The sequence below is a fragment of the Bacillus sp. CGMCC 1.60114 genome (assembly GCF_042676365.1).
Lineage (GTDB): Bacteria > Bacillota > Bacilli > Bacillales > Bacillaceae_G > Bacillus_A > Bacillus_A rhizoplanae_A.
In genome coordinates this window covers 152078-165912 of sequence record NZ_JBHTHG010000084.1, presented here as the reverse complement: position 1 = coordinate 165912, position 13835 = coordinate 152078, and the positions used below count along the sequence as shown (strand labels likewise).

The following is a 13835-nucleotide window of genomic DNA, read 5'->3' as shown; positions in this document are numbered from 1 at the left end:
TGGGAATTTGTCTTTTTTGTTACAAAAAAGCGATGGATTTCATATGAAATCCATCGCTTCCAAATTAAGTATAGAACTTTACTTAGATGTTTTAATCTTAATTTGACTAAACTCTATTGGTATATAGTATTTATTATAAACCACAGGATATTTATCGCTGATATACACACTTTCTAAAATTAAATCACATTCTTCTCCGTGGAAAAGCTTGTATTTTAATGACGGCGTATTGACGGAATTAGAACGTTTAATTTCAATGGTAGAGGAATTAGCCAAATCATATACGTTCTTTTCTAACATTTCCAACACTTGCTTCTCGTTTTGTAAGTCAAGATTTAATTGGGAAACGGCTTCTATTGGCATCATCGTAAAAGCAAAAGCAACTATCTTATCGTTATTTTTATACCAACGTTCCAACGCAACCACTGCAGTCATTTCTTGATTTAACACTTGCTTTGCATAGTCTGTTACTAGATCAATTCGGAAATTCAGTTCGATATCATCTATTTTTTCCGTATAGCATTTATATAAGGGATTTCCTAACTTCTCCAAGCCATCCATACTTTCATTATGATGAAATTTTGTAATGAAATTCCCTTTTCCATGTATATTTTTAACCAATCCATCTTCCTTCAAAAGTGCCAAAGCATGTCGCAATGTCATTCTGCTTACACCAAATATTTTAGCCAATTCGGGTTCTGTTGGAAGCTTGCTGTCAGGAGGAAATGTTCCATCCATGATTAACTTATACAATTGATCATACACAGTGACAAATAGCGGTTTTTTTTGTTTATTGAGTTCATGAAGTTTATTGTTCATTTTCTGATACCCCTATAGTTTATAAATTCCGTTTCTTTTCTTTGGTTTATTGTAACTTATTTTTCCATGGAAATTAATACGCTTGCAAAAATCCATTATAATTTGCGCTAGGTATATTTGTCATTCAAACGGAAGAAGGGAGATACTGTATATAACTAAAAATAGCTTTGAATGGTTTGAAAACACTTTAATACATACAGCTGTTGTATTAAAACCTTCTTGTCGAGTCAGTGGAGGAGGTTATCTCTCCATTGACTATTATTTAAACTTCCTGTTTCCTTAAGCGAGTAGAATTGTAATAGAAAGAACAAGCATAATAAACGCATTAAGTGCCATAATGGGTTTATGCTTCGCACGGAAGAAATGAGCATGCAAAGCTCCTAACATAAGAACAATAATAAGAAAAGCTGCATAGTGTAAAAATCTATCACTCCAAAAACCAATAATGATTCCTATAATCCCGATGAGCTCCAATAAGGCAATCACATTCATAAACCACATAGGGTAGCGATATTCATTCCAGTGATGAACCATTGATTTTGCACGTGAAATTTTTAGGGAAAACGATATTGAAAATATGCCAATCAAAATAAGTTGAATGATAATAGTAATGATATCCATATAACTTCCTCCTTGATAAGATAATAAAATACATACTTTCACATAAGAGTGTAGTATATATCATTCTGAAAATATGTAGTGGGGACTACAATGGGAGGGAAGTTCATGGATAAAATAAAATATTTATCGCGAATACGTTTATTTGATGAGTTAGAGTTAGAAGAATTAAAGAAGATTGAGCGGGATACTCCTATTGATGTAATGAAAAGAGGGACAGTGATTACCTCTCCGCATATGGAACAACAGTTTTTATATTTAGTTAAAGCAGGTAAAGTACGTTTATATAAAATATCTGAAGATGGAAAGGAGCTTACACTCGACATATTAGATGCAGGGCATGTGTTTGGAGCGGTAGGTACATTTACAACGGGATCTGAAGGTGTATATGCTGAAACATGGGAAGAATCTCTAATTTGTAAAATAGATAGAAATCAATTTCAAGAACTTATATACGATAAACCGGACATCGCTTTAAAGTTCATAGAGATACTATCTATTCGTGTCAAGGAAATGGAAGAGCTGTTAGAGCACATGGCACATAGTAGTGCGCGGAAACGATTGCTCTTTTTGCTTTATAAATTATCGAAAAAATTTGGAATAGCAGTGGAAGCTGCAGAGGATTGGAGACAGCTTGAAATTTCCATTACTCATCAAGAATTAGCAAATATGACAGGGAGTATTCGTGAAACGGTAACGGGTTTATTAAATGATTTAACACAAGAAGGCATTGTCCGAAAAGCAGCCCCGCGTAAATTATTACAAATTCACTTAGGGAGATTAATAGAAGAATTAGAAATAGGCAGTAAGCGTATTTAGTAAAAGATATAGTTAGTTTAAAATTCTCGCTTCAAAATGCCGCGGAAGGTAAGAAATGAAAGGGGGAACAGCACGTTAATGCGGGATAAAAAAAGAGGACTTCACAAGAAAGTCTTCTTTTTTTACGCACCTATTTGTTATCTTTATAATAATAAATGGTAGCAGCAAATTCGCCATTCGGTGACTTAGCATAGTTTGGAATCCGACCAGCTTTCATATATCCCAATGATGTATATAAGATATTAGAAGGGTCTCCTTCTCTAGTATCAAGAACTAATAATGATCTGTTTTCATTCTTTGCTATTTCTTCAGCTTTTTGCATGAGTAGGCGACCAATACCAATACGTCGATAGTTAGGGTGTGTCATTAATTTAGCTATTTCAGCTCTATGATTTCCATTTTGTTTTGTAGATAAGTGTAACTGGACACTTCCAACAATTTGGTTGTTGAATGTAGCCACAAGTAAAATCACTTCAGGACTTAAAACAGATGTCCAATATTTTCGTGCATCTACATTTTTAAACGGTAATAAAAAACCAATGGAAGCTCCATCTTTTACTGTATGTATTAAAAGCTCAGAAAGCTCACAAAGATTGTCTTCAACTGTATATAATCGTTCAATTTTTACATCATTACTCAATACGCTCACCTCAAAATAATTTATAATCTTTATGTAATAATTTTCTACTCAGAGTTTAAATTCCTTCTTGAATGAACTCTCTCTGATAGCGGATAGTACGTTATTTTAAAATTACAGTAATGATCCAATTACAATTGCATTCTTCCAAACAGAGAAAATAGTAACAAGAGTTTCCTTGAATAAGTATGTTTTCATTTATGAAAAATTATGCTGTAATAGTGATAGAACAATAGTTTTTCTTGTTCTAAGTAGTCAAAGAAGTGAGGAATTGAGATTGAAAAAGTTTAAGAAGTTTTATTTAGAGATTACGAGTGTATGTAACCTCGCATGCAGCTTTTGTCCGCCAACAGAACGGCAGAAGCAATTTCTTTCTGTGGAGGAGTTTTCAAAGCGATTAGATCAAATTAAGCCTCACACAGACTATATTTATTTACATGTAAAAGGTGAGCCTTTGCTTCACCCTAAAATAGATCAATTGTTAGACTTATGTCATGAAAAAGGGTTTAAAGTTAACATTACAACGAATGGAACGTTAATTAATAAAAAGAGAGATAAATTATTAAATAAACCTGCGCTCAGACAGATGAATTTTTCACTTCATAGTTTTGATGGCCATGAAGGTTCTAAAGATAAAGAAGGATATGTGCGAAGTGTACTTTCTTTTATTAAAGAAGCAACGAGCCAATCAGATTTGATTGTTTCGCTCAGATTATGGAACTTAACACAAGACAATATGACGAATATTGAAATACAACGAAACAGACAATTACTAGAAATCATTGAGAAAGAATTTGATTTACCATACAAAATTGAAGAGAAGGTTACACCAGGAAGTGGCGTGAAAATTGCGGAACGTATCTTCATCAATCAAGATTATGAGTTTCAGTGGCCTGCACTGCATGAAGAAGAAGACGATGGAAAGGGCTTCTGTTATGGTCTTCGAAATCAAGCGGGTATTTTAGCGAACGGAACTGTTATCCCTTGTTGTTTAGATGGTGAGGGCATTATCAACCTTGGTAATATTAATGATGCTTCATTTTCTGATGTTATCGAAGGAGAGAGAGCAAAAAATCTCGTAGATGGGTTTTCACGAAGAGAAGCAGTAGAGGAACTGTGTAGAAAATGTGGATATCGTAAAAGATTTGGGAAATAGATATGGAAACATGGTGAGCCGTATTATAAGTAAGCATATAGTTATTTTTAGAGGAAGCATCAAAGAATAATTCAATATCTTTGGTGTTTCTTTCGGTAGAAGAATTACCTGTATTGACAGTGATTTTATCATATCTAGCGAGAACCCCCCCACCTTAAGCGCGAAGCGCTAGGTGGGGGTAGTTCATTTTAAATGTGAAAATATTATGCTTGTGGTGCAGGAGTATCTCCTTCCGCGTCTTTACTTACAATACCAGTGTCGCCATGTGCATAAGCTGGAGCAGGAGTATCTCCTTCCGCGTCTTTACTTACAATACCGGTGTCGCCATGTGCATAAGCTGGGGCAGGTGTATCCCCGTGTTCACTCGCTGTAATATTGATTGCATATTGTGGTGCAGGAGTATCTCCCTCAGCCATAGTAACAAACCCCATCGCCATAACAGGCAGTAAAAGTAAAGCTTTAATCTTTTTCATTATACTAATGCTCCTTTTTCTTCATATTTCTTTCTTGCCTCATTACTCATGTAAAAATATTTACTTGCTTTCTTCTCATTCTCTTCTTTATAAAACATGACTGCTAATATTTCTGTGTATTCTTGTACGCAATGTATTAAATTTTCTACTTCAAAGTAGGAAATTCCTTCTAAAATAACATTTTCTAACATTAGAGAATCAGAATTATTATTCATTTCTTTCAGGATATTAAAACGGTGCACGTATTCTTGATTTTCTGTCTTAATACAAGCTGTAAGCCCTTTTTCAATTAGTATATTAGCCTTGTTATGTTCACCCAACTTATAATGTTCTCTAGCCTGTAAGAACATAGCTTTATAATGATTTGGAAGGTGTTCAGTAATTTCTGATAAATGACGGATAGCTAAGTCTGAAAGGTTTTGACTTGAGTATAACCAGCCTAAATTGTTTCTAATACGTAGAAGTAGTTCGGTGTTATCAGTCTTTTTAACAATGTCTATAGCGGTATTTAGGTGTTCTTCAGATTGTTCGTACTGTCTTATCTGAATACACGTTAACCCTAGCACGTTCTCACATAAAGCTACGTTAAGCTCATATCCTTCATTGTTACGAAAAACTTCCTTTGCTTTATTGCTATATGAAATAGAAGGAAGTGGCTTATACGTTTGATAGTAGAAGGTTGCTAAACGATAATTAAATTCAGCTTTTTCTAATTCATTAGGTATGCATTCTAAAAGAACCTCAGCTTTTTCAAAGTGAGTGGCAGCCTCTACATAATTGGACAATATTGTATTATGTATGGCTTTATAAAAATGATAATAATAAGTTAGGCAATCGTCGAAAGGTTGATCAAATTGTTCAATCTTTTTAAATTCATCATGTGAAATATTAATGCCTTCAGTTAATACTTTATATCTAAACTCTAGTAAAGAATAATAAAGTAATAAGTTGTCATCTTCTTGGATAGTAGAAATTTTTTCGTCGATCTCTTGCTTTAAAGTTGTTGCTTTCAACACTTGCTGTTGCAGGATAGCTTGATACCATTCGTTAAATAGTTTCGTAATTTGTTCATTCCCCTTCACCAAAACGTTCATGAAATCCCCTCTCTTTTTGAATATTCTCATAAATAATGATAGCAAGAATAAGATTTTATGGAAACAATTTAATATATTTCTCAACTCATAAATGGATTTAATTCTTTTGGAATCCAGGAATAGAGAGGAATCGTTTCTGCAATTATGAAATGCTGCAGTATGAAATGGAAATTTTAAATATATAAACTTTAACCAAATTTTTAAGATAAGTAAAAATTCGGTTAAATTAATTAAAAAATCTATCAATATATGTCGAATTTTGTTATAATCCGATTCAAGAATTAAATTCGATAAAGGCAAAATTAGTGAAAGCTAATGACGCAAAGCTATAGGGACTAAGGTGTATTCCACTATGTCAGCCAGTTGCCGAAAGGTTAGGAAACTTCCAAGTTTTATTCATGTTGGTAGTTTAATTCCCCATGCCTTTAGGTATGGGGAATTTTTTTATCCCACATTAACGGGCAGTAACACCCACCTTAAGCTTGAGAGAAAAGCGAAGAAGAAAGGTGGGGATAACTGCCCGTAAAAGCCTGATTGGTTCAACTAACCATCAGTGGGGGATAAAGCCCCCCACTGATGGAAGTTTCACTTTATTTCATTATTTGCGGGTAGTAAGACCCTCACCTCAAGATTCCAAGAGACTCATTGTCCAGCTCTAGCGGCTAGAATTTCCGGTCGTTTCGCCCCCTCGGACGAGGCAAAAAGCGCCTCTCTGTCGGGTGCTCCAACGTCCTGCGATTCTGAGCGAGCCGTTTCCGCTTTTCTTAAGAAGAAAGGTGGGGGATAACTGCCCGTAAATGCCCAATTGGGCGGGCTTTCCATTAGTGGAGGATGAAAAAACACTAATGGAAGCTTCACTTTATGTAAGGAAGGAGGCTGCAAGGGTAATCGGTTAAACATACAAAAAAGGGGGGCTTATTTTGAAAAGAACTTTATCTTTAGTATTAACTATGTCACTTGTTTCAGGGAGCTTTGTTACGATTCCTTATACGAAAGTTTCAGCTGAAACGGTGTCGTTGACTCAAGAAACATTGAAGCAAAAGACAGATCAGGCAATTGCAAATGGTAATTTTGAAGATCATTTGAGTTATCTCACAACATATCTGAATGAAAATATTGGGGATATCACTGAAGCGAATTTACAAAATAAGCTTACAGACTCAGTATTTGCAGCAGCTTTGGCTCAGTGGCAATTCATATCACAAACAGGTGCTGCAGCAATGGATGCATTCGCTAAAAAAGATGCTGCTCATCAGAACTTTCTTAACTGGGTTATGAAAAATACAGATGTAATGAATACGTTTCTTGAAGGCGGCAGTCCAACTGGAAAGAATCCAGTAAATGCACTTGAGATATGGAGTACAATATGGAATACGGATGCAGATTCTCATGAAGGATTGTACTTAAAATTAGCGATAGCTACATCGTTAGCCCATGCTGAACCCGTAAAATATTGGACAAACAATAAACCTATTGATCCATTAACGAGGTACCAATATTATAAATCAGCAGATCAAAATAATGAGTTACTTCCTGTCTTTAGAACATATGATGTTTGGCATTTAAGATTAGTAGTGAATACTTGGTCACCAGAAGAAGATTTAACTTGGGCAAGAAACATGATTAATACGGAACATCCAGAACTTAAAAGTCAAGATAAGATAGGAAAAAGTGCATATTTGATTAAATATGTAACATATAACAAAGATGGGGTTAGCGTTCAAGCTGGAAATGATGCATTTTATGGTTTAGGTTGGAATCTTTCCTCAATTTACAGAGATGGTGCGGTATGCGGTGGTATTTCAAAGTTTGGTACGCAAGTAAGCCAAGCCTTTGGTGTGGCAGCTATGCCTGTTGGACAGCCTGGACATTGTGCACTCATCTGGAATGACAAACCATCTTCTTTGTATTTAGGAAATGATATATTCGGATGGAGTGCATCGGAGCATCATGGTGGAACTGTTATTCCTTAGTCAGATGATAGCTTGAAAAATCAAGTACCGTACATATTATTATTTGAAGATGCGGAGCTTGACCAAGCAAAATTAGATCAATCAGAGCGATTACGCTGGTTAGCGAAAGTGATGACTTCATCAGATAACAAAGTTGCAATTTATAAAATAGCTACTAATATTTTACCAATTAATTTCTTAGTATGGAAAGATTACGTTTCTCTCATGTTACAAAATCCAAATGTAACAGATGAGCAGTGGCAAGAATTAAACAGCAGTATCATTTCTTCTTTCGCTAATGAACCAAGACCGATGATGGATCTTCTTACTCAAATTAGAAGCCGTGTTCTGAATACAGATGATAGAGCGAGGCTTCAGCAATATACTTTAAATATATTAAATGCATTTAACGCAATAACGAATGTAAATGAAAAGCAAGTAGCTAATAAAATAAAAGATCAAATGCCAAGTTTAGGGTTGAGCCTTGCTACTTTTAGTTTTGATGGAGTAAATGCAGGGAAATTGATGGGAATTAAAACCGATACGGAATACAGTATTGATGGTGGAAAAACGTATAAAGCTGCTACAAGCAATGATATGCTTCTTAGCAATGAAGAAATCTCAGCAATCAATTCAACAAATGGTATTTTAACAAGAGTGATTGGAACAGAGCAGCCTTTATTAATCCCAATTGGACAAGCTGCTAAATTAAATGTTTCTTCAAATGATGATGAGAACTTAGTTTTTGGTCTAGACGGTACGATGGAATTCAGCATCGATCAAGGTTCGCATTGGACAAAATATAATCCAACTTCTCCTAACTTGCCGGATTTAACAGGAAATGTTACTTTAACGGTTAGAAAATTTGCAGTTGGTTCAACTCCAGCAAGTGATGCTATTAACTTAAAGTTTACTGATACTGCTGCAACAGGATTAATCCCGCACACAAGTTTATCAGTTGCAGGTGCCTCAAGTCAGCAAACTTCACCTAATAATTCTGCTGCAAATGCAATTGATGGGAACAGTGCAACAATGTGGCATACGTTATGGGATGGAAGCGATAAGGCTCCATACATTACGATAAAGCTTAATGAAGTTACTAGTATATCACAATTAACTTATGTTCCAAGACAAGATAGTAACTTTAATGGTAACATAACTAGTTATAATATATACACAAGTCTGGATGGAGTTAACTTTACAAAGGTTGCTACTGGAACTTGGGCAGATAGTAAACTTACAAAGAATGCAAGTTTCAGTAAAGTAGATGCTAAGTATGTAAAGCTCGAAGTCGTATCAGGACACGGTGGATTTGCTTCAGCTTCAGAAATAAAATTATATAATTAATAGTTGAAAGAGAGACTGTAGCAAAAGAATCTTATACCTTTGCTGCAGTTTTTTTTGTATTCAAAATAATGATTTTTACGTATCAAATCTAGTAGAAGGGGCGTTCCTAGAGCAATATAAGTAAATAAGGTTGCGTCCTGGTATGCGTTTTTTTTAGTGATGAAAAAGAGAGATAGGATTTATGTAGGCAAGGATGCATTAAATAAAATTGATGGTAAATTAATAGGCTTGTCCAAAATGGACAAGCCTGCTTCATAATAACCCAGTATTACCTAATAATGCTCTACGATGATCTTAAGCATTAGGAAAAACGAAAATATGCCGCTGCTTGAATATCCGAAGATTTGTGCGGCATATCAGATCGATTTAGCTTCGTATAGTATTAAATAAACAAACTAAATAAAAACTGCTGCTTTCTTTTTATGTTCCAACTTCTGATAAATAAATGCAAGCAGCATCGACGGTATGGTACAAACAATCATCCCGATAAAGGCGTATCTTGGCTCGATTTCGTATAAATAACCGCCAAACATCGTGAATACCGCAGTACTCCAGCTAAGTGCCAGTGCTGAATACATGCCTTGTGCTTTTGGAATCTGCGCATGTGGAATATTTTTGATTAAATATTTCATAAAGGCATAATGCCCCATTGCAAATGAGCATGCATGCAATGTTTGCGCGATACAGAAAACAATAACATTTGGAAAGGAAAATACTAATATCCAACGTACGGATGAACCAAGTGCCGCTAGTGTCAGTAAGGAGCCTACTGAAAATTTATGAAAGCTCTGATCTGCGATTGAGAAGAAAATGATTTCTGCGATCACGGCAATGTTAATAATTAACCCAATTAAATATTTGGGTGCGTGAATATCTTGTAAAAAAATATAGCCATAGCTGTAATAAGAAGCGTGTGCCGCCTGCAGTAAAATCACAATGACGAGCACCAAACCAAAGTGTTTGATGCGAAATAATTCCAGCATACCGCCTTTTTTTGTTTGATCCGCTTGCGGTTTTTTAGATAAAACAACGGGTGCACGCATAAAACCAAGACACACGAATACCAATGTGCCGAGTAACAGTGCCCATAAAATCACTTCATCCCCAAACGCTCCTGTAAAGATGGTTAAGATCATACCTGCCACGACAAACCCAATGGATCCCCACGAGCGGCTCTTCCCATAATGTCTTAATTGATTACTTTGCGCAAGTACGCCAGCTGCGCTATCTAAAGCAGGCATCAGCGCTGGGTAAACAAAATTCAAAAGTAACGTTACCACAAGTAAGCTAATAAAGGAACTCGCTGGAATACAACACAGAATAGCAATTAGTGTGCCGATTGCCATCCCATTTAATAAGATTTTACTACTAAATTTCCTCGATAAATAAGGAAACGCAATTAATGTAGAAAGACCTCTTGCAACCAAACCTAAGCTCATAATCAAACTAGTTTGTGAAAGCGTAAGCCCTTTTGTATGAATCATCCATCCTGTCCAATAGGGTAGAAAAATGCCCCATGTCATATAAAAACTAAAAAACTGTCTACTCATCCAGCGTTGTGTGTCCATTCTGTATCCCCCTCATTGTTTGCATGATAACATGGAGATACGTACAATAATATGAGATATCTCACATTTTTGAGGTGGATTATGGAAATTTATAAAAATGAGAAAAGGAAAAGATATTTGAATGAGTACTCCATTGCGCATTTATTTTCTTTTCCGATTGAAGAGTTTATAGAAGTGCATGAATATAAACGCGATGAATGGATTATTCAAGAAGGCATGCGACCGGATTTTTTATTTTATGTCATTGAAGGAAAAGCAAAAATTTATGTAACGCATCAAAATGGGAAAGTTTCCTTAATTAATTTTATCAATGCGAATGATTATATTGGAGAAATGGAATTATTAAATGAGGTGTACTATACAAAAGGGATCCAAACCTCCACTAAGACCATTTGCTTTGCGCTTCCTTTTCATCGCTGTCGCACACAAATGTTAGAAGATGCAAAATTTCTACGTGAACTAACCAAATTTTTAAGTGTAAAAGCAACACAAATGGCTGCAAAGTATTCGTATAGTCTCGCCTTCCCGCTTGAAAACCGGCTTGCGGATTTTATTTTGCAAACCTCGGATGAAGAGGTCTATAAGGAGAAACACGTAACTGTTTGTGATTTTTTAGGCGTCTCCTATCGACATTTATTGCATGTGCTTGCACAATTTTGCGACAAAGGGTATTTGCAAAAGGAAGGACGTCACTATCGCATTCAGCAGCACAACCCGCTATATGAACTTGCTGAAATGTTGAGGAATAAATAACTAACTGCGATTCATAAATAGTGGTATACCAAAATAGAAGAACAGACGTTTACTTCGATAAAAACCTTAATTTAATGAACCTCACTTAGATTAATCACGGTGAACCGTACCATAAGGAAGTGAGGTTTAAAAATAAATACCTGATCCCTATTACAGTGAAGCAGTGTCATGTAATGGGGTGAGATGTAAATATAAAAAGAAGGGGTGCATGTTAATAATAGTAGTATAATAGTGAATGAGGTGTTAATAGTATGGAAGATATAACTTTAGGCTTACTACTAGATGTCATTGGTGAATTATTTTCAGATGAAATTTCAATTGCTGTTTCGAATACAAAAGAGTATATCTACTATCGGCCAAGTAAACGAATTGATTTAAAAATTGGCGTCGGGGATCCTATAAAAGAAGGGACGATTGCCCATAAAGCAATAGTGACGAAGCAAAAGGTCTCTGAGTTTATTGATCGGGATGTTTTTGGTATTCCTTATCATGGAATGGCCGTACCATTTTTGAATAATGGAGAGCTTGAGGGTTGTGTGACGGCAATTTATCCAGCTTTAACGGATGGAAAATCGGTCGTTACCTTAAAAACAACGGATGGCTGGATTCCGATTCCTTTTTCAAAGGTCATTTATTTAGAGGCAAAAGATAAAAAGACGTATGTGAATTCAGAAGAGTTATCAGGAACACATAAATACTCTCTGCAAGAATTCGAATACTTGCTTCCGAAGGATTCATTTATTAGATGCCACCGTTCATTTATTGTAAATGTTAATCATATTAAAGCGATTTATCCTGATACCCATTCTACCTTTGTACTTTCGATGGATAATGGTGAGCGGGTACCAGTTAGTCAATCATACGCCAGTTATTTTCGGAAGCTTCTAGGATTCTAGATTTTTCTGCTTTAGGGCCCGAATTCGCTATTTTATCTGAATTTTCGGTATCGTATACCAAAATCCCTATTTTGATAGTGTTAATGTGTAAAATAATTATGAATATTCATTAAGAGAGGGATTACTTATGGAGAAGAATTTGGAGAGAATCAGGGACCAACGTCTAAAGGACCGGGTAGTTACACCTGAAGAAGCGGCTTCCTGGATTCAAAGTGGAATGACTTTAGGCTTAAGTGGGTTTACACGTGCAGGTGATGTGAAAGCAGTCCCATTTGCGCTGGTGAACCGCGTTAAGCATGATAAATCTTTTAAAGTAAATGTCTATACTGGAGCTTCCTTAGGCTCGGATGTGGATAAATTATTTGCTGAAGCAGGAATTTTAGGAAAAAGATTGCCTTTCCAAGCTGATGCGACCATGCGAAAAGGAATTAATAATGGAGACTTTTTATTCGTGGATCAGCACTTGTCTCATACAGCAGAGCTACTTCGTGCGGACGTTATGGATATAGATGTCGCTATTTTGGAAGCGGTTGCAATTACTGAGGACGGAATGATTATTCCAACCACTTCAATTGGAAATTCCTTAGCGTTTTCCCTAAATGCTAAGTCTATTATTATTGAAATGAATATGGCTCAATCTACACAACTAGAGGGGCTGCATGATTTATATGAACCTGGGAAACAGGGGGAAAGGCCTCCAATTCCGCTCGTGAAATCGGATGATCGAATTGGAACGAGCGGCATTCCGATTGATGTTGAAAAAGTGAAGGGGATTGTGTTTACGAACCAGCTTGATTCGCCATCAACGATTGTTCCTCCAGATGAAGAAACTGTTATCATGGCACAGCATCTAATAGAGTTTCTTCGAAAAGAAGTAAAAGTAGGCCGATTAACAAATAGTTTAGCGCCATTACAATCGGGAATTGGTTCAGTGGCTAATGCAGTGCTGCATGGAATGTTAGATTCGGAGTTTGAAGATTTAGAAGTTTATTCCGAGGTATTGCAGGATGCGGTCTTTGATCTTATGGATGTTGGGAAAGTCCGTTTTGCTTCCTGTTGCTCGATCACGCTTTCTGAAGAGAAAATGCAACAGGTATTTTCCAACTTTGAAAAATATCGCGACAAATTAATGATGCGCCCGCAAGAGATTTCTAATCATCCTGAAATCATTCGCCGCCTTGGATTAATCTCAATTAATACTGCTTTAGAATTAGATATATACGGAAATGTCAACTCTACTCACGTTTTAGGTACAAAAATGATGAACGGTATTGGTGGTTCTGGTGATTTTGCAAGAAATGCACGCCTAGCTATCTTTGTTACGAAATCCATTGCGAAAGGTGGTAATATTTCAAGCATCGTTCCTTTCGTCTCTCATATAGACCATACTGAACACGATGTAGATGTTATCGTCACCGAACAGGGATATGCTGACTTAAGGGGACTGGCGCCAAGGGAAAGAGTGGAGCTGATTATTGAGAATTGCGCACATCCAATGTATCGTGACCAACTACGTGCTTATTACCAAGAAGCTCAAACAAGGGGAGGACAAACTCCTCATGTTTTAGAAAAAGCGTTTTCTTGGCATACGAATTATGCTAAAAATGGAACAATGCTTGAAAAGGTAGTAGAAACCGTATAGGTACGTATCGCAAGTAATAGCAAAATAATCTTTTACTATTTTAAGCTATTTTGAAGATAAA

11 protein-coding genes, 1 pseudogene and 1 riboswitch are annotated in these 13835 nt (G+C 36.0%); of the genes and pseudogenes, 6 read left to right on the top strand and 6 right to left on the bottom strand.

The window, feature by feature from the left end; translation table 11 throughout:
* Positions 1 to 78: 78 nt before the first annotated feature.
* Entirely contained in the window at positions 79 to 819 is a 741-nt protein-coding gene (locus tag ACFQZ1_RS12625) for a GntR family transcriptional regulator (RefSeq protein ID WP_377882524.1), read from the bottom strand.
* Positions 820 to 1098: 279 nt separating this feature from the next.
* The gene (locus tag ACFQZ1_RS12620) at positions 1099 to 1440 is read right to left on the bottom strand and encodes a DoxX family protein (protein WP_377882523.1); all 342 of its coding nucleotides are present in this window, start codon (positions 1438 to 1440) and stop codon (positions 1099 to 1101) included.
* Between the two features lie 105 nt (positions 1441 to 1545).
* Between ACFQZ1_RS12620 and ACFQZ1_RS12615 the strand changes: the two genes are divergently transcribed.
* Positions 1546 to 2256, top strand: a complete 711-nt coding sequence (locus ACFQZ1_RS12615) for a Crp/Fnr family transcriptional regulator (RefSeq protein ID WP_377882522.1) — start codon at positions 1546 to 1548, stop codon at positions 2254 to 2256.
* 130 nt (positions 2257 to 2386) lie between these two features.
* Here ACFQZ1_RS12615 and ACFQZ1_RS12610 read toward each other — a convergent pair whose 3' ends face one another.
* Positions 2387 to 2896, bottom strand: a complete 510-nt coding sequence (locus tag ACFQZ1_RS12610; protein WP_377882521.1) for a GNAT family N-acetyltransferase — start codon at positions 2894 to 2896, stop codon at positions 2387 to 2389.
* 274 nt (positions 2897 to 3170) lie between these two features.
* Here ACFQZ1_RS12610 and ACFQZ1_RS12605 point away from each other — a divergent pair, with 274 nt between their 5' ends.
* Positions 3171 to 4049 carry a radical SAM/SPASM domain-containing protein gene (locus ACFQZ1_RS12605; protein WP_377882520.1) on the top strand — a complete coding sequence of 293 codons (879 nt, stop codon included), beginning with the start codon at positions 3171 to 3173 and terminating at the stop codon, positions 4047 to 4049.
* A gap of 203 nt (positions 4050 to 4252) precedes the next feature.
* Here ACFQZ1_RS12605 and ACFQZ1_RS12600 read toward each other — a convergent pair whose 3' ends face one another.
* Both ACFQZ1_RS12600 and ACFQZ1_RS12595 read right to left on the bottom strand, forming a co-directional pair.
* Entirely contained in the window at positions 4253 to 4522 is a 270-nt protein-coding gene (locus tag ACFQZ1_RS12600) for a hypothetical protein (RefSeq protein ID WP_377882519.1), read from the bottom strand.
* A complete protein-coding gene (locus ACFQZ1_RS12595) occupies positions 4522 to 5616 on the bottom strand; it encodes a response regulator aspartate phosphatase (RefSeq protein ID WP_377882518.1) in 1095 nt (364 codons plus the stop codon). Before ACFQZ1_RS12595 ends, ACFQZ1_RS12600 begins: the two co-directional genes overlap by 1 nt.
* 285 nt (positions 5617 to 5901) lie before the next feature.
* Positions 5902 to 5987, top strand: a riboswitch (cyclic di-GMP riboswitch).
* Between the two features lie 549 nt (positions 5988 to 6536).
* Between ACFQZ1_RS12595 and ACFQZ1_RS12590 the strand changes: the two are divergent.
* Positions 6537 to 8915, top strand: a pseudogene (locus tag ACFQZ1_RS12590) (discoidin domain-containing protein).
* Positions 8916 to 9310: 395 nt separating this feature from the next.
* Here the strand turns inward: ACFQZ1_RS12590 and ACFQZ1_RS12585 are convergent.
* Positions 9311 to 10483, bottom strand: a complete 1173-nt coding sequence (locus tag ACFQZ1_RS12585; RefSeq protein ID WP_377882517.1) for an MFS transporter — start codon at positions 10481 to 10483, stop codon at positions 9311 to 9313.
* A gap of 81 nt (positions 10484 to 10564) precedes the next feature.
* Here ACFQZ1_RS12585 and yeiL point away from each other — a divergent pair, with 81 nt between their 5' ends.
* The 3 genes from yeiL to scpC all read left to right on the top strand — a co-directional run bounded on the left by yeiL (position 10565) and on the right by scpC (position 13774).
* Positions 10565 to 11236, top strand: coding sequence for a transcriptional regulator YeiL (yeiL, locus tag ACFQZ1_RS12580; protein ID WP_377882516.1), 672 nt, complete (start codon positions 10565 to 10567; stop codon positions 11234 to 11236).
* A 251-nt stretch (positions 11237 to 11487) separates the two neighbouring features.
* Positions 11488 to 12132: a LytTR family DNA-binding domain-containing protein gene (locus ACFQZ1_RS12575; protein WP_377882515.1), complete on the top strand. Its 645-nt coding sequence runs from the start codon at positions 11488 to 11490 to the stop codon at positions 12130 to 12132.
* A 127-nt stretch (positions 12133 to 12259) separates the two neighbouring features.
* Positions 12260 to 13774, top strand: a complete 1515-nt coding sequence (gene scpC / locus ACFQZ1_RS12570; protein ID WP_377882514.1) for a succinyl-CoA:acetate CoA-transferase ScpC — start codon at positions 12260 to 12262, stop codon at positions 13772 to 13774.
* The last annotated feature ends 61 nt before the right edge of the window (positions 13775 to 13835 follow it).

Coding starts and splice junctions, on each gene's coding strand:
- ACFQZ1_RS12620 (WP_377882523.1), bottom strand. CDS start 1,440: ATGGATATCATTACTATTATCATTCAACTTATTTTGATTGGCATATTT.
- ACFQZ1_RS12625 (WP_377882524.1), bottom strand. CDS start 819: ATGAACAATAAACTTCATGAACTCAATAAACAAAAAAAACCGCTATTT.
- ACFQZ1_RS12615 (WP_377882522.1), top strand. CDS start 1,546: ATGGATAAAATAAAATATTTATCGCGAATACGTTTATTTGATGAGTTA.
- ACFQZ1_RS12575 (WP_377882515.1), top strand. CDS start 11,488: ATGGAAGATATAACTTTAGGCTTACTACTAGATGTCATTGGTGAATTA.
- yeiL (WP_377882516.1), top strand. CDS start 10,565: ATGGAAATTTATAAAAATGAGAAAAGGAAAAGATATTTGAATGAGTAC.
- ACFQZ1_RS12600 (WP_377882519.1), bottom strand. CDS start 4,522: ATGAAAAAGATTAAAGCTTTACTTTTACTGCCTGTTATGGCGATGGGG.
- ACFQZ1_RS12595 (WP_377882518.1), bottom strand. CDS start 5,616: ATGAACGTTTTGGTGAAGGGGAATGAACAAATTACGAAACTATTTAAC.
- ACFQZ1_RS12585 (WP_377882517.1), bottom strand. CDS start 10,483: ATGGACACACAACGCTGGATGAGTAGACAGTTTTTTAGTTTTTATATG.
- scpC (WP_377882514.1), top strand. CDS start 12,260: ATGGAGAAGAATTTGGAGAGAATCAGGGACCAACGTCTAAAGGACCGG.